This is a genomic window from Curtobacterium sp. MCPF17_031 (assembly GCF_003234035.1).
Classification (GTDB): Bacteria; Actinomycetota; Actinomycetes; order Actinomycetales; family Microbacteriaceae; genus Curtobacterium.
Genome location: NZ_QKSG01000014.1, coordinates 1 through 14,900, shown reverse-complemented (window position 1 = coordinate 14,900; position 14,900 = coordinate 1). Strand labels below are relative to the sequence as shown.

Below are 14,900 nucleotides of genomic sequence, written 5' to 3'. Positions count from 1 at the left end.
GACGTCGACGTCGCTCTCGAGTCGTTGCGACGGGATGCGCTCGCGGTCAGTCAAGCGCGGACGGACCTCGCCGTCGCACCGCTGCTTCCGGGGTACCCGGACGAGCTGGAGTCGTTGACCGCGGCGCGGGACAGGTCCATGTTGGTGGCTGCTGCAGCGGGGGCGTCTATCGGGCAGCTGACTCAAGCGTTGCAGGCACGGTCCGGTGTCCACGCACGGCAGATGTTGGACCGGGCGCCGCTGCCCCAGTCGGCACGGGAGGAGACGTTGCAGAGTTGAGGTGCTGCGCTTCGCCGCCGTCGGTCGGACGCGAACCTCAACCGAGGGCAGCTTGCGGTGCTGGCGGTGATGTCCCGCCCTGAGGTCATCCTCCTGGAGGACGGGCAACTGATGCCAACCCCGGAGCAGGTGGAGCTGCTGCGCGCGGCACTGTCGATGTCACCGCAGAGCCGTGCCGCGCGGCTCCGCGTCATCCGTGAGCAGCAGGTTGCGCCGAAGCTGCTGACGCGCGTCGGTGGTCCACGGCGGGGACCGTTGAGCGATGAGCAGCAGCAGCGTCTCGACGAGATTCGGCGGGTGCTGGCCACGTTGCAACCGCTGCTGAATGAGCGGGATGACCTGCTGGCGGCGGCACAGGAATCGGGCATCCCGATGAGCCGCATCGCGGCGGAGACCGACATGTCGCCGGCGGACGTCCGGCGAAGCATCGACGCGGTGCAGCGCCGTGCGGCGTCAACCCAGATGGGTTGATTGCACGCCGGTCAACCCTGAGGGCTTGACCTCCGGTGGGATGGTCAGCGGCGCCGGCGCTGACGTCGCGGTCCTCGAAGCAGCCGCAGGAACGCCCACACGCTGAGCGCAAGCCCCACAGTGCTGGCGGCCAACGCTGCGACGACCACAACCGAGCCCGCTGCCGCCCTGACGAGCGGGGCGACGGCGGACAGGAACGACCCGACACCGAGGGCGGCAGCGGACCACAGCCCCGCTTTCCGAGTTCGTTCGTCGAACGCTTCCCGGCTCATCGGGTGCCCGCCCTGCGGGTGAACCGTCGCAGGGCCAGGATGTCCGCGACGACGTGCAGCAGCATCCCACCGCCGATGAGCAGCACCGGTGCGGCGCCGACACCTGTGACGGCGAGCACTCCCCCACCGGCGGCGATGAAAGCGTAGGAGGCGTACCGGACGAGGACCGCGGGAACACCAGCCTTCGACGGGCGGAACACATCCGGGTGAGAGAACAACACCGGACCGTGCAGCCGGTACGAGTCCACACATGTCACTGGGTGCTTCGACGCTGGCGAGCGGTTCTCACGGACCGCTGGAAGGAACTTGCGCATGCCCGGGCTATGCGCGGACCGGCAGTGGAGGCGCGTTACCTGCGGACGGCGAGACGTTCGATGCCTGCTGTAGACGATCGGGTACCGCAACCGGTATCTGCCGCGAGAGACCCCCGATGCAGGCGGGGAACGTGCACGACCTGCCCCGCTCTTCAAGAGTTGCCCGGAGTGGCTGCAGGTGCTGCGGCTGGTGGTACAAGCCGTGAACGAGGCTCACTTCGGGGGCCGTCACGCACCCAGCCAATCACCCTTCGCTTCGTCGTTTGATTGCCGATCGCTTACCGAGCCTCTTCGCAGTGATACTTGTACATGCTCGAGTTGGTGCGTCCGCAGACGGCGCTGTACGAGGCGTGGACCGAGGCCCACACCGAGTGGGGTCCGGGCCTGCACGAGGACGGCTTCGGGATCACCGCACACGACGATGTCGACAGCGAAAACGGATTCCGGGCTTGGGTCGGCCGATTGAACGCCAGGCCTGGCGCGCTCTGGTGGATCGTCGAGGACGGGCGCGTCCTCGGAGGTATCGCACTTCGCGCTCCGGGCGATGCGAGCGTGCCGCAATTCGGCCATGTCGGATACGGGATCCGCCCGTCAGCACGAGGCCGCGGAGTGGCGACGTGGGCGCTGGGTCAGGTGCTCGCGCACGCGTCTCGCGTCGGGATCGACCCGGTGGTCGCTGTCTGTCGCGATGACAACGCGGGCTCGATCGGGACGCTGGAGCACTACGACGCGACCCTCCTCGCCACCGAACTCCGCGGGGAAACACAGCTGCGACGCTATGCCATACCGAGATCGCACAAGCGTCCCGGTTAGCGATCGGTTACCGGGTGGGCTCGGCCACAACAGCTACCCCGCTGCGTGCTCGAGCTGTTCGGTTGCTGCTCGGCCCCACCCGTTGGGGTCGTCGCCTGGGGGCACAAGGGCCATGGAGTACCAGCACACGAGGACCGGCCACCAACGGAGTTCCTCGTCCGTGAGGGTTTGAACTGCTTGGTACCCGTCTAGAAAACGCTCCTGAACGGACACTGAGACCGGTCCCCAGTCCCGGAAGAGCGTGCCGAGCATGACCGCTGAACGAGCGAGTTCAACGATTCGATGGTCAAGTCGAAGCTCTTCGAAGTCGAGAACGCCGACGACTTCAGTGCCTGCGCACAAGATGTTCGCCGCGCGGTAGTCGCCCTGCACGATCTGCATGGGCGGAAGATCCGCCGGCACTCGTTCGAGCATCTGCCCGAGGGCGTCGCGGGCCTGCGGGGACACCGTGGACGGCTCGGAGGCGAGCCAGCCCGATACCTGCTCGGTGAGCGGTGCAGGCGGGGACAGGACCTCGTGGTGCGAGTCGCGCAGGGGGTACGAGTGCAACGCATCGTGCAGCCGAGCAAGCGTCGCCCCCGCTGCCCGAACCTGATCGGCGTCCTCAACACTGAGGTGAACTCCGTCAATGACGCGCTGCAAACCCATCGATACGCCGTCGTTCGTCACCTGAACCTCACCCGCGAGCGTCGGCACCGGAGCAGACACCGGCAATCCCTGTGCTCCGAGCCAAGCAGTGAGCTCGGCTGCGAAGGCGAGCCGTTCGAACCGGTCAGATGCGACCGACCACTTCAACAGGAGACGCTTGTCGTCTCTGCGAACCCAAGCAAGCGCGTTGCTGTCGCTCAGCACCACGCGCTCTGGGAACCCGACCCGAACACCCCAATGACGCTCGACCGATGAGGTGACCCAATCGCTCATCGCCTCGGCGTCTGCGAAGCCGAAACGGTTCCGGAGCACCGCGTCCGGGTCGTCCTGCTCCCACAACATCTCAATCGTCATCGATCCCCCTGCATCACCAAAAAGCGCCGAGCCCGACACCCACCCAATCCTGCCTCACATCGCCGTCGCCGACTTTGCCGGCACCCCAGAAGTCGATTGCCTACCGGACGAACAGCTCCTTCTGCTGCTGCCGTGCAGAATGGCGGACGTGCAGGCGAACATTGCGAAGGTGACGATCGACGGTCGGGAGCAAGGTCGCGACGCCGACCTCGATCATCATCAGCGGTTCGAGGTCGAAACGGACTCAGGACATCACTACATCGTGACGTGCGTAGGTTCTCCGAGCGGCTCACCTTCAGACTGGGACGTGACTCAAGCTCACGGGAGTCCCGTAGGTCACGTGCGCCGGCTCGGGTGGGCGAAGGCAGGCGACTCGGCCTACCGCTACAAGCGGGCTGGTGTCTGGTTCTCAGGGGGGCAGCAGCACGACCTCTGGAACGCGGTGCAATCGCTCCTGGAGTGACCGCCGGGGATCGCTGTGCGGGGAAGGGCGGAGCGGAAAACATCGATAGCCGACCGCGGCGCTCACGAGGATGACGGCTGCGCCGCTCTTGGTCGTTCCGGAAAGGGGACCTCTCCGGAACAGACTCGATCTGTGCGTCTCTATGATCGCGGAGATGGGTGCTGTAGCGAATCAGGTGCGTGCCGATGACGGGACCACAATTGTGTACACGGTGTTCGCGGGCGAGGGCCCCACCGTCGTGATCCTGCACGGCCTCGCGGGCAGCAGCCGCGAATTCATCCCGACGGCTCACGCGCTCGGAGGGCGCAGGGTGATCCTCATCGATCAGCGCGGACACGGACGAAGCACCACACGGCCGGCGGACACGTCCCGCGGCGCATTCGTCACCGACGTCGTCCGCGTCATCATGGCGGAGACCTCCGAACCGGTCGATGTAGTCGGGCAGTCAATGGGTGCACACACCGCGATGCTCGTCGCCGCAATCAGGCCAGACCTCGTGCGGCGGCTCGTGATGCTCGAACGTAACCAGGGCGGAGGAACAGCCGAAGAACATACCGCGCTCCGGGACTACTTCCGGTCATGGACCGTCCCATTCGCCAGCCGGGCCGCCGCTGCCGCCGCGCTGGGAGACGGCCCCCTCGAGCGCGCATGGGTCGACGACCTCGAGAAAAGGACTGACGGACTCCACCCTCGGTTCGACGCCGACGTGATGCAGGCCACCATCGAGGCAGTGGAGGAACCTCGCTGGGCGGAGTGGGAGGCCGTCGAGGTACCCGTGCTCGTCATCTACGCCGATGGCGGGATGTTCTCAGAATCGGAGAAGTCGGAGTTCGTGCGCCGCGGCCGGAACGTGGAGCGCGAGGACCTCAGCAATGCCTCGCACGACGCACACCTCGATGCATTCGATCAGTGGATCGACGCCCTGCGCCGCTTCATCGCCGCCCGGTAGCCGATCGTCTACCGGACTGCATCCCACCCTGCTGGCAGCTGCGGGGCGACCCAGTTCGGTTGCGGCGTCCACCGGGACCAATCCGCATCAAACGGGAACGAGCCGGCGTGCACGGCAGCGGTGGCTTTCTGGCCGGTGCGTTCGATCATCGAGCGGTCTGCTTCCGAGACCAGGCCCTGGTCCGCGTAGAAGGCGAGTTCGTCTTCGTCCTTGTACCGAACCGACCAGCGACCCTCAGGGTGTCGACGTGCGACGACGTCGAGAGTCCAGTCCTGACTGTCGAAGCCCATTGAGGTTCGCACCCACGGCAGCTCGAGGTTGATGTACCAGTCCGGGAGCCACTGCTTCCCGTCGTGCCAGCGCCACACCGACCACGCTGCCCCCTTCGGATGCACGCGAACTACGGGCGCTCCAAACCAGCTGTCCTCGACGTAGGAACCATCCCAGTCGGCGGGGAGGACGAGCCTTGCGTTCGGCCCGCTCCCGACACCAGCTCGACGGCGAACCGCGGCACCGACCGAACTCGTGACCACAGAGACGTCGTCGTCATCGACGAGCACTCGACCCGCCACCGCGAACGAAACCGCCCGGCCGCGGGAGCCGAAGGTGTGCAGACTACGGAGGGCTACGGATTCACCAGCACGGAACGGTTTGCTCCGCACGTCTCTTGCAACGTCGTCGTGCATCCGGTGATGCTCTCACAGCAACGTTGGCCCCACCCGTCCCGGTAGCCGATCGGCAACCGGACGGGGCTGACGGCCCTGACCGTGTCCTGGATGACGATCGTCTACCGGGCGGCTAATGCTCGTTGGTAGAAGATGAGCGAGTCACGGCGCCCCGTCTCCGTGAAGCCGTTCCGCACGAGAACACGCTGTGATGCATCGTTGTCTTCGGCCGTGTCTGCGGTCGCGACGGTGGCGCCGCAGTCGCGGGCGCGTTCGAGGGCCAGCTTCACCGCCTCGGTCGCTAGCCCTTTGCCGCGGGCCGCTGGCACCAGGCCGTAGCCGAATTCGACCACCCCCTGCTCGTCGGGCGGGCCGAAAAAGCCAAAGCCGCCTACTGCCAGACCATCCGAGGTACGGCGAATCATGTACATCGTGAAGTCCGGGTCAGGCTTTGGCGCGTCAGCGAGTGATCGGAGTGGGTCGAGCTCGTCGGGGTAGGGGTACTCCGGATGCCAGTCATCTCCGGGACGCTCGTCCCGAGCGACGATGCGCCGTGCAAGCTCTGGCGAGATCGGCTCGAGGACCACATGAACGTTCCGAAGGATCATGAACCGATCCTCGCAGGGCAACGCCAGAGGATGCAGCGCTTGTGCCCGGTAGCCGATCGTTCACCGGGACCGCTCCGACCGCCTCGCTTCCACTCTGCGTGCGGTGCCTACCTTTGCAGTTGCCCGGTGAACCCCAACAAGGCGTCAGCGGCGCCCGGATGATCCTGTGGCCGATGTCCGTAGCCGGTGAGAGTCATCCGTCGGGCACGGTGCAGCTGCGAAGCAATTGCTTCGTACTCCTCGTTCCAGCCTCCGGTGATCACGAGCATCGGCACGTCGACGTCCGACGGCGTATCCAGGGTCCACGGCCCAGGGAGCCTGCGCTGCCGATCGGCAGCCAGGAGTTCGTCCGGGCTCACCGGCGACGTCCCGGCAGTGCCAGTAAGGGCTGTTGCGAACGCGACGGCGAACTGCGCGGTGCCGATTTCGGCCGCGGTATCGAGCACTGGTTGTACGCGGTCGATGTGCGCCTCGACTGCCGCGTTGCCTCGAGCCAGCGCGTACGCAGCAGGCTCAAAGAGCACCAGCCCTGCGATCAGGTCGGGCCGGTGAGCTGCGGCGCGCATTGCGATCGGCCCACCGTACGAGTGTGCGACGACGACAGCGCCCGGCGAGCAAGTGCCGATGAGCGTCGACTCCCAGGCATCTTGCTCGAAGGCGACAGCTGCGCCGTCCCCGTAACCAGGCATCACCGCAAACCCAGCGTGCTCAATGTGAGCCGCGATGGGCCAGGCGCGGTCGAAGGTCCGGTTCGATCCGTGCAGGAAGACGACCGCTCTCTCGCGGTTCCCGGGAAGGGCGTCTGCCATGACTGAAACGCTAGCAACCGTGGCTCCGCTCGTTGCAGCGGAGCACGCCCGATCAAGGATCGGCCACCGGACGCCGAGTGCTGGAACGATGAGCGCGTGACGTTCCACTCCGTGACCGAGCATGACGTCGACTCCCTTCGTGCTTTCCTACGCGACGCCGACCTCACCCTTGCCGGTCTCGACCAGCCGACCGTTCACCTCTGGATCGAACAGGACGAAGCCGGGACAGTGATCGGCAGCACCGGCTTCGAGCTGAGCCGGGACGGCACGCACGCGCTGATCCGGAGCGTCGCCGTCGCGCCCGACCGTCGTGCGGCCGGTGCCGGCTCGCGCCTCGCCATGTTCGCACTCGAACAAGCGGCACAGGCGGGGGCATCGTGCGCTTGGCTGTTCTCGCGACGGTCGGGGCCGTTCTGGCAGAAGCTCGGCTTCACCAACGCCGACCGAGAACGCTTGGCGGCCGTGCTACCCGAGACGCAACAGGTACGCCTGTTCGTCGGAACCGGCCAGCTTGGCGCCGAAGTCGCATGGTCACGCACCCTCACCGACCTGTCTCGATAGCCGATCGGCTTTCGGAACACGCGTCGGCTGTTAGGGCGTGCGTGAGAATGACACCGTGAAGGCTCAGGTGCGGTTCATCTCGACGAATGACGGTGAAGACCTCGAGGACGTTGTGCTCGAGGATCCAGACGACGTCGACATCTGGATCACCGTCATGGCCGGCCCTGTGGGCGGGCCGGGAAAAGAGTCCTTCCAACTGCGGGTTCGTAGCCCCCTCTCAATGACGAGGGAGTTGAACCAGCGGGGACCGCTTCACGAGCGCCACATGGTGGTCGTGTCCAAGTGGAACCCGCACCAGATCCGATCCTTCATCAACCGGCTCTTCACGGAGGTGGAGGGACGGGACTGGAACGAGGTCGGAGAAAGGCTCAGCCGGTTGGGGTACTGGGAGTTCGAGGACTACAAGCCCTGATCATGTCGGTGCAAGAGGCGACAGCATCAGGAGCACCCGCTCCCCGCCCGGTCTCGACCGTGCAGGAGTGGGGCAACCCGGAAGCTCTTCGGCGCGTGCACGACGCGTTCGGAGGCGAGTGGGCCTGTCACTGACGTCGTCCGGATGACGGACCGTCCGGTGGCCGATCGGCTACCGGGACGGGGCGGTCTGAGTATCGAAACGACTCAGCGATTACGGTGATCGCGTGAGCACCTTGCTTTCTGTGGCGGATCTGACGCGGCTACTCGACCCCATGTTCGACTCCATGCTCACTCCTCGTGAGCGTCAGACGCTCACCGTTCGAGTCGAGCGAATTGCCGATGGGCATGAGCTCTTCGACTCCGACATCCTGGAGAGCGGTTCGGCCTGGCTTCGCTGGGCGGTGTTCGGCGAGGACGGGAGCTCAGGAGCGTTGCAGCTGGCTGGCGGCACCCAAGAGATGGTGCTATCTGTCCAGAGCGATCTTCAGGACTTCCTCGCAGAGACCACGTTTGCCTGGGGTGAGCTTCGCGAGCCCAAGGACCTGGCCTAGTCAGCAGCTGTCTGCCTGGCCGGTAGTTGATCGTCGACTGGGACTGCTTCGTGCGGACGACGGCGTCTGCCGTGCCAGGCTGGCCGGGTGATTCTGCTGACCGAAGCCGTGCGCGGGGCGTGGCTCGTCGAGCGAGCCGGCCGATGGGCGACTGTCGGCGGTGTCGCTGGCACGGGCTTCGAGGCGTACGCGCGGCTGCTGCACCCGTTACAGGCGCACCGTACCGACCCGAACGCGACCGATGAGTGGGGCGTTGCCCTCACCGTTGAGTCCACGCGTTGGCGGTGGGCTGAGGTCGCGCGCCGCAACGGTCGTGTGATGCATCCCCTGGTGCAGTGGTTCCGCATCAGCGACAGCGAGCAGATGAGAGATTGGCCGGACGGATGGAGCATCGGTCAGTCCGACGACGGATGGTTCGACCCCCAGGATCTCGCGGTCCTGACCACGCACCTGCGGGTCGCGACACGGACGCCGGACGACCTAATCATCGGAGCGTGGGAAGGCACCGGCAACCCGCCCTGGGCCGAGGGCGGTCGGAACGAGCTCGCGCGCGCTCGCATGCAGATGCCCTGGCCCGGTCGAGACATGTGGTTGTTCAGCTCGAGCTTGACGAGCTTGCGGACCCGACGTGGCCGCAGCGCACCGTCCTGGGGTGGGAATGCAGCCGCCCCGGGCAGGAAGGGCCTTACACGTCGCTGATCTGGCCCGAGGATCACGCCTGGGTCGTCGCCTCGGAGGAAGACTGGGACTCGACGATCGTCGCTGGCTCGCGCACGCTCGTTGACGAAATCCTCGCGGACGACCGCTACGAGGCCTTCGAGGTAGACGAGGGCGACGACCTGAGCTGGGACGGCGATCTCCTCAACCCCCGCCAACCGCCGCGACCGGGGTCCTGAATCGGCCAGACGCCCGGTGAACGATCGGCTACCGGACTCCGCTCGGTCGCGCCTTCGACTACCCGGTTACTCAGGGTGACCGAAAATGGACAGGAGTGGTCCAGACGATGCCGATCATCGCCAGCCCTACAGCGAGCACACGAACAAGCCCCGGTGTCATCGTGCTCTCTGAACCGCGGCTGCCCCGATGGGCGTCGATGAAGTACTGCGCGATCGGCGCCGGACGCATGAACGCGGTGGCCGCTACCGCAACGATTGCTGGCCCAGCAATGAGTCCCGGAATCCACATGGGCTCCACCCAATCAGGTCGAGGCGCCAGCGACGACGTGTCGCTCGTCGCTCCGCTGGCTCGTCTCTACCGACGATCGTGTTTCCGGCACATCCGGGAGTTCCTCGCCGTGCTGCGGGAGGGCTGGTGGATCGCAGTCAGTCGGACGCTGGCTTCGCTGACGCAGCGACCCATCTCTGGTAGGCGGCATCGATGCGTTGCTTCACTCGAGCATCAGGCGAATTGTCAGTGATCTTCGAGGCACTCATAGCAATCGGGATCACGATGCGGCGTTCACGACCCTGCCTGCTCACCACGACGACAGCCCCCCTCCTCGACCCCGCGCACGCTCTTCCGCGGTACCCGCCGGACAGACACCAGGCCGACGAGCACGAGCTCGTCCGAAGCGAACACGACCTTCAGAGCGAAGAGCCGCCACCAGAGCAACCCAGGAACGCCACCAGCACCAACATCCAAGGGCCAGCAAACACGGCAAGGCGGGCGGTGCCGATGATCAGGAACGACAACAGCCCAGACAACACGTACTTCGTGGCCCGGGAGAACTGCACTACCTCAGTCACTTCTTCCGCCGCTGAGAGACGGTCGCAAACACAACGGCTGCGACGATCAGGGGTACGCCAACCCACGCCGCCCAGGGAAGCACCCCAGCACCCATCGTCACCCCTCCCGCTCGCCACGTCGGCAGTACCCAGCTGCAACCAACCTAGCGAGTAGCGCCGCAGGGACGGTTCGACATGGTGCCCGTAAGCCGGTGGGCTACCGAACGCCGCCTCGGTCGCTCTTGGTCGTTCCAGAAGGGGATCGGCTACCGGGACGAGTGGTGGCTTCGCGAGAACGGACGCGACGTAGCTTGGTCGCATGGATGACCAGCGGCCCCGCAGCATGGCCGAGCTGTTCACGCTGGGAGAGGAAACGATTCCGGCACCTCGCGACGCAGTCCGCGCGGGTCTGGTCGGCTTGCTGACGTTGTTGACCACGGTGATCGCGTTGGTCGCCGCTGTCGTCGTGACGGTGGCGTTCTTCGTCACGGTGCTTGGCGGAATCTCCCTAATCTTTGGGTTGGCTCCGCCGCCCCGCTGACGGATCCTCGACTAGACATGGATGGGCCGATCGGTAGCCCCGGCATCAGCCGAAGCTGTAGCCAATCGCCGGACCTCCGACGAAGTCTGCGATCACGGATAGACGATCGGCTACCGAGCCGTAGTCGAGGGGTTTCAGTGGTCGGAGCAGGACGGTATCGTGCCGCCATGCACTGGGGGGACACCGGACTCGACGACGACCAGATCGCGTTCGTGCAGCGGACGCTCCTCGATGCCGTCGTCGTGGCCGATGACTCCTGGGGGCTCCTCGATACGAGGGTCCTGCACATCCGCGCTAGCGACGGCAGCTTCACAGTGAAGGTCTCCGGCCCGACCAACACGCACTTCCCCCGCGAGCTCGACGCGCACCGCACCGCCACCGCCGCACTCCGAGCGAGCGGGGACACCGGTGCCCTCATCGCCGCGAGCGAGGAGCACCGCGTCCTCGTGCTCGAACGCGTCCCCGGGCACCTCGCCCTCGGGACCCCGGACGAGCACGACCCCGACGTCCACCGCCAGGCCGGGGCACTGCTCCGACGGCTGCACGACCAGGGCAGCCGTCACGACCCGACGTTCCTGCAGCACGAGCAGGCGAAGGCGCTAGCCGCGCTCGACGCCCCGCACCGGATCCCCGACGACGTGGTCGCCCGCGCACGAGCAGCACTGCGCGCACTCCCGACCGACCACGCGACGCAGTCCCTCGTCCCGACCCACGGCGACTTCCATCCACGCAACTGGATCGTGGACGCCCACGACGACCGCGGCCGGAGGCTGCGCGTCATCGACTTCGGCCGGTTCGGCTGGCGGCCAGCGTCCTTCGACCTCACCCGCCTCGCGGTGCTCAACTGGCAGCACGATCCCGGGCTCGAAGCGGCGTTCTTCGACGGCTACGGCGACGATCCGCGCGCACCGGACGCGTGGAGGTGGCTGCAACTCCGCGAAGCAGTGGGTACCGCGACCTGGGCCTATGCGGTCGGCGACGAGGGCTTCGAGGCCCAGGGCCACGAGATGCTCCGCAACGCCATAGCCACGTTCTGACCGTCAGGCCCGAACGCCGCTCACGGCACCCGCACGAACGGCGGCGCACAACGGTCCCGCAACCGGAACCCCAGGTGCTGGTACAGCCCGATCGCCCCGGTGTTCCCGGCAGCCGCGTGCATCAGCGGGATCTCGCCCCGCTCCCGGATCGGCTACCGGTCACCCGGTCGAACGATGCGATGTCTCCCCAGACTTGTGAACGGCAGGAGGAGCACCGGTCCTGCCCCCAGGCCAATGCCCGTGAGAGCAACAGCTGCCATCGCCCAGTCGCTCTCGTTGTGCGGTGAATCGTCGTGCTGGACGATCCAGACCTCCCCGCCGGCGAAGGGCTTCGGGCGTCGGAAGAAGAGTGGACCCGGACTTTGTCGACTCACGAGGGAGAGTTTAGGTGCGCGCTGTTCGCTAGCCGATCGGCTATCGGACGCAAAGAGGCGACGATGGCAAGCTCAACTCATGAACGTTCCGGGCTGGCTCGCGGCACTTGTCCTGGGTGCGCTCGCCTTCATCGTCGGGCTTGTCCTGCAACTCACTGGCGCTTCGCACATCGGTCTCGCAATCTCGATGGTCGGCGTGATGGTCGCAGTCGCAGGTGGGATGTGCCGTCCCCGCGGCTCGCACTAGGAAGGACCCGCGCTGCTGGCGCCGACCCGTGATGACTGCCGTGCTCGGGACGGAACGGAGACGAGCGAGGCGCGCAGCCGGCGATGCTGTCCCGGTACCCGATCCCCAACCGGGACAGCGTGAAGACTTGCCGGCCGGTCAGATGGCGAGTCGGCTATCGAACGAAGAGGCGGTCGGGATGAGGCCTCACAGTTGCTGTGTCAGGAGTGGTCGACAAGCCACTCGGCACTGGTCATGGTGCGGAGTTCTCCGTTCCAGTCGCTTCGGTCATCCTCGACGAGGAAGCCAGAGGGGCCATAGAACGACGGCTCATTTCGCTGGATGCCGAGGTGCTCGCAGTACGCGTTGATGTCATCGAGGGTGAGTCGGTCTGGTATGCGTTCCGCCATGACCGCGTCGGATCGTTCGAACGGCAGCGACTCACCGGTCGCGTTCCACTGCCACCGGGACTGAAAAGATGCCTGCAACGAGCGCAACTGTCCACGTCCGTCTGCGAGCGCGAAGGCGCGGTTGCCGTACCTGACCGGGCGGCCCTCACGCCTGACGTGCGGGGAGAACGACGTCCGTACGTTCCGTCGCTGCATCAGGTTTCCGAGGGTCTGAGCGAACAGAATGTCGCCACTGCGGCTGAAGGCCGCGGTCCACCGTGAGCCGGTTTCGAGCAAGAGCGCGTCCCCACCCGGATACGTCACGGGCTCGAGTTGACCCAGCGCCACGTCGACCGACCCGCTGACCGGTCGAAACAGCCGCTTCCCGTTGCCGTGCTCTTCGATGTACCGCGCCCACGAGCGGTACGCAGCTTCGACTTCGGCAAGCGGAGCCTCGATGAATGCGATGCTCCTGGTGAACGCGTCGAGCCGACCATCGAAGAGCAAGCCCGGGTTGATGGGCAGCGCTTCGGAAGTTGTCTCACCAGCGTGCCGCGGCAGCATCTCGTCGAGGACGTTGCGTGCTTCGCCTTCGGGGATCTGATCGGCGAGGTTGGACAGCATCGGCAGCCACGTTCCCGGGACGCCGATTTTGTCGAGGACCCCGAGCGCGTCCGCGACTGCATCGGTGTTGTGTTGAGCCAGGCCCGCAGCTACCCACCCGAGGGACGCGGAACCGTTCTGCACCAGGCCCCACAGTGCTCTCGCCCTGGCCTCGAAGTCCCCAGATCTGGTTGCGGCAAGATGCGCTGCAGCGTACGTGGCAACGTCGCCGTCGAGCAGCTCAGGTTGTAGGCGCCCCCGCTGCTCCTCGGGAAGGACATCCTGTGGAAGTCGCACGGTGCTTCCTTTCCCGACCCCTCGATCCCGCCTGTGAGAACCACGCATAGCCCGAGTCTGTCGCACGCCAGAGCCGCTCTCCGCCGGCCCACCGAATCCCAATGGGCGATCGGCTATCGGACGCTGCCAGAGCTGATGCAGCCGGGCTCAACTGAGACGCTCGACCGGGCACCGGTTATGGTGGGCCGCGCGACGCCCGTCGGTGGCCGAGCGGCATCACGGAAGGTGAATCATGGGCATCGGAACGAGCTTCGAGCCCATTCCGACGATCATCGTCGGCGTTTTTATCGTTGCAATAGCGATTGCCGCGATCGTTCGTGCTCGTAGGAACAAGTGAACGAGACGGCTTGGCTCGTTGCCGTCCCATCCACGTGCGGCCCGGCTGTTCAGCTATCCATCGTCCTACGGACGCGGCTGCTAAAGCCACGCACTCATCTGCACCCGTCGCCCGTATCGGTCGAGGCTGTGCTCGGCCTCGATCACGAGCAGTGACTGATGAAACGGTTCGGCTCCGGCGAGGCGCTGCTGCCCGGTAACGGATCCCCTTCCGGAACGCTCCGCGCGCCCTAGTGTCGAAGCATGTTCGGTGCCCTTCCGCCCTCCGCCGCCGTCCTCACAGACGAGGACCACGCGCTTGTCGAGGCAGCTCGCTCGACCATCGATACCGTCACTGATGCGGGCCCGAATGAGGACGGTGTGCACACCATGGGTGCAGCTGTTCGCGCCGCAGACGGCCGGATCTTCACCGGCGTGAACGTCTACCACTTCACGGGCGGACCCTGTGCCGAACTCGTGGCGCTCGGAGCAGCCCGCGCCGGCGGTGCCACCGAACTGACGCACGTGGTCGCCGTGGGCAACCACGGCCGGGGCGTCAAGAGCCCGTGTGGCCGCGACCGCCAAGTCCTCGCTGACTACCACCCGCACGTGCGCGTCATCCTGCCCGGACCTGACGGCCTCGTGAGCGTGAGAGCGAGCGACCTGCTGCCGCTTGCCTTCGACCACAGCGCCGAACAGGTCTGACGAAGCGTCCGTAGGGGATCGCCTAACGGGACGCGATCACACGTGGGTCGCAGCCTGGGCGGACTGGCTGACGGGGCGCAATCTTATCCGAGTTGCTGACGTGGGTAGCGTTAGCAGCCGTTATCGGGCTGCGGAGTCCGCAAGCGATGATCGTTAGGAGTCTCATGTTCAGCACCGCTATGTACGGGGCCGCGTCGAGCACTGGAGGAAGCATCCCGTTCCCCCTCTGGATCGCCATCGTCGTGGTCCTCGTAACCATCGGTGGGTTCCTCGCATTCACCCGAGGCCGACGTAAGTAGGCGTCAGCCTGTTCAGGAGAGACCAGGGCCGCCAGTCGCGAAGATCCCCGTGAGCACGCCCGCGGCGGCGAAAACCCACCCCACGATGATGATGGGGAACCAGGGAAGCTGTTCCGCCCCGGGTTTAGTGGAGGCTCGGTAGTGCCGCTTCGACGGTAGTCGGAGCGGGGTTGTGACGGTAATGGCCTTGCTCGAACTCGACCGGCGGGACCATGCCGA

The 14,900-nt window shown here is 66.2% G+C and carries 19 protein-coding genes; 11 read left to right on the top strand and 8 right to left on the bottom strand.

Annotation, left to right across the window (positions count from 1 at the left end):
- Positions 1 to 336: 336 nt before the first annotated feature.
- The gene (locus DEJ31_RS15865) at positions 337 to 750 is read left to right on the top strand and encodes a hypothetical protein (RefSeq protein ID WP_111122354.1); all 414 of its coding nucleotides are present in this window, start codon (positions 337 to 339) and stop codon (positions 748 to 750) included.
- A 268-nt stretch (positions 751 to 1,018) separates the two neighbouring features.
- On the opposite strand, the gene DEJ31_RS15860 is transcribed toward DEJ31_RS15865, so the two are convergent.
- Positions 1,019 to 1,240: a hypothetical protein gene (locus DEJ31_RS15860; RefSeq protein WP_146243187.1), complete on the bottom strand. Its 222-nt coding sequence runs from the start codon at positions 1,238 to 1,240 to the stop codon at positions 1,019 to 1,021.
- Between the two features lie 405 nt (positions 1,241 to 1,645).
- Here DEJ31_RS15860 and DEJ31_RS15855 point away from each other — a divergent pair, with 405 nt between their 5' ends.
- Positions 1,646 to 2,149, top strand: a complete 504-nt coding sequence (locus tag DEJ31_RS15855; protein WP_111122352.1) for a GNAT family N-acetyltransferase — start codon at positions 1,646 to 1,648, stop codon at positions 2,147 to 2,149.
- A 33-nt stretch (positions 2,150 to 2,182) separates the two neighbouring features.
- On the opposite strand, the gene DEJ31_RS15850 is transcribed toward DEJ31_RS15855, so the two are convergent.
- Positions 2,183 to 3,151 carry a phosphotransferase gene (locus tag DEJ31_RS15850; protein WP_111122351.1) on the bottom strand — a complete coding sequence of 323 codons (969 nt, stop codon included), beginning with the start codon at positions 3,149 to 3,151 and terminating at the stop codon, positions 2,183 to 2,185.
- A gap of 605 nt (positions 3,152 to 3,756) precedes the next feature.
- On the opposite strand from DEJ31_RS15850, the gene DEJ31_RS15845 reads away from it, so the two are divergent.
- The gene (locus tag DEJ31_RS15845) at positions 3,757 to 4,563 is read left to right on the top strand and encodes an alpha/beta fold hydrolase (protein WP_258366345.1); all 807 of its coding nucleotides are present in this window, start codon (positions 3,757 to 3,759) and stop codon (positions 4,561 to 4,563) included.
- An 8-nt stretch (positions 4,564 to 4,571) separates the two neighbouring features.
- Here DEJ31_RS15845 and DEJ31_RS17335 read toward each other — a convergent pair whose 3' ends face one another.
- From DEJ31_RS17335 to DEJ31_RS15830, 3 genes are all read right to left on the bottom strand, one after another.
- Complete coding sequence (locus DEJ31_RS17335; protein ID WP_181433555.1) at positions 4,572 to 4,958, bottom strand: DUF402 domain-containing protein; 387 nt, start codon at positions 4,956 to 4,958, stop codon at positions 4,572 to 4,574.
- 392 nt (positions 4,959 to 5,350) lie between these two features.
- Positions 5,351 to 5,836 (bottom strand): GNAT family N-acetyltransferase, encoded by a 486-nt coding sequence (locus DEJ31_RS15835; RefSeq protein ID WP_111122381.1) that lies wholly within the window; start codon positions 5,834 to 5,836, stop codon positions 5,351 to 5,353.
- A 107-nt stretch (positions 5,837 to 5,943) separates the two neighbouring features.
- Positions 5,944 to 6,645 carry an alpha/beta fold hydrolase gene (locus DEJ31_RS15830; protein WP_181433554.1) on the bottom strand — a complete coding sequence of 234 codons (702 nt, stop codon included), beginning with the start codon at positions 6,643 to 6,645 and terminating at the stop codon, positions 5,944 to 5,946.
- Between the two features lie 96 nt (positions 6,646 to 6,741).
- Here DEJ31_RS15830 and DEJ31_RS15825 point away from each other — a divergent pair, with 96 nt between their 5' ends.
- From DEJ31_RS15825 to DEJ31_RS15810, 4 genes are all read left to right on the top strand, one after another.
- Positions 6,742 to 7,206, top strand: coding sequence for a GNAT family N-acetyltransferase (locus DEJ31_RS15825; RefSeq protein WP_220034882.1), 465 nt, complete (start codon positions 6,742 to 6,744; stop codon positions 7,204 to 7,206).
- Between the two features lie 55 nt (positions 7,207 to 7,261).
- Complete coding sequence (locus DEJ31_RS15820; RefSeq protein ID WP_181433553.1) at positions 7,262 to 7,618, top strand: Imm8 family immunity protein; 357 nt, start codon at positions 7,262 to 7,264, stop codon at positions 7,616 to 7,618.
- Positions 7,619 to 7,844: 226 nt separating this feature from the next.
- Positions 7,845 to 8,171, top strand: a complete 327-nt coding sequence (locus DEJ31_RS15815; RefSeq protein WP_111122346.1) for a hypothetical protein — start codon at positions 7,845 to 7,847, stop codon at positions 8,169 to 8,171.
- A gap of 587 nt (positions 8,172 to 8,758) precedes the next feature.
- A complete protein-coding gene (locus DEJ31_RS15810; protein ID WP_111122345.1) occupies positions 8,759 to 9,067 on the top strand; it encodes a hypothetical protein in 309 nt (102 codons plus the stop codon).
- A 687-nt stretch (positions 9,068 to 9,754) separates the two neighbouring features.
- On the opposite strand, the gene DEJ31_RS17330 is transcribed toward DEJ31_RS15810, so the two are convergent.
- Positions 9,755 to 9,904 carry a hypothetical protein gene (locus DEJ31_RS17330; protein WP_181433552.1) on the bottom strand — a complete coding sequence of 50 codons (150 nt, stop codon included), beginning with the start codon at positions 9,902 to 9,904 and terminating at the stop codon, positions 9,755 to 9,757.
- Between the two features lie 310 nt (positions 9,905 to 10,214).
- Here DEJ31_RS17330 and DEJ31_RS15805 point away from each other — a divergent pair, with 310 nt between their 5' ends.
- Together DEJ31_RS15805 and DEJ31_RS15800 are read left to right on the top strand one after the other, a co-directional pair.
- A complete protein-coding gene (locus DEJ31_RS15805; RefSeq protein WP_111122344.1) occupies positions 10,215 to 10,436 on the top strand; it encodes a hypothetical protein in 222 nt (73 codons plus the stop codon).
- A gap of 167 nt (positions 10,437 to 10,603) precedes the next feature.
- Positions 10,604 to 11,473 (top strand): aminoglycoside phosphotransferase family protein, encoded by an 870-nt coding sequence (locus tag DEJ31_RS15800; protein WP_111122343.1) that lies wholly within the window; start codon positions 10,604 to 10,606, stop codon positions 11,471 to 11,473.
- A gap of 20 nt (positions 11,474 to 11,493) precedes the next feature.
- Here the strand turns inward: DEJ31_RS15800 and DEJ31_RS15795 are convergent, their stop codons facing one another.
- Both DEJ31_RS15795 and DEJ31_RS15790 read right to left on the bottom strand, forming a co-directional pair.
- Positions 11,494 to 11,622, bottom strand: a complete 129-nt coding sequence (locus DEJ31_RS15795; protein WP_258366346.1) for a GNAT family N-acetyltransferase — start codon at positions 11,620 to 11,622, stop codon at positions 11,494 to 11,496.
- A 672-nt stretch (positions 11,623 to 12,294) separates the two neighbouring features.
- Positions 12,295 to 13,362, bottom strand: a complete 1,068-nt coding sequence (locus DEJ31_RS15790; protein ID WP_111122342.1) for a hypothetical protein — start codon at positions 13,360 to 13,362, stop codon at positions 12,295 to 12,297.
- 705 nt (positions 13,363 to 14,067) lie between these two features.
- Between DEJ31_RS15790 and DEJ31_RS15785 the strand changes: the two genes are divergently transcribed.
- Positions 14,068 to 14,382, top strand: a complete 315-nt coding sequence (locus DEJ31_RS15785; RefSeq protein ID WP_258366344.1) for a cytidine deaminase — start codon at positions 14,068 to 14,070, stop codon at positions 14,380 to 14,382.
- Between the two features lie 164 nt (positions 14,383 to 14,546).
- Positions 14,547 to 14,681, top strand: a complete 135-nt coding sequence (locus tag DEJ31_RS17675; RefSeq protein WP_258366343.1) for a hypothetical protein — start codon at positions 14,547 to 14,549, stop codon at positions 14,679 to 14,681.
- Positions 14,682 to 14,900: the final 219 nt, after the last annotated feature.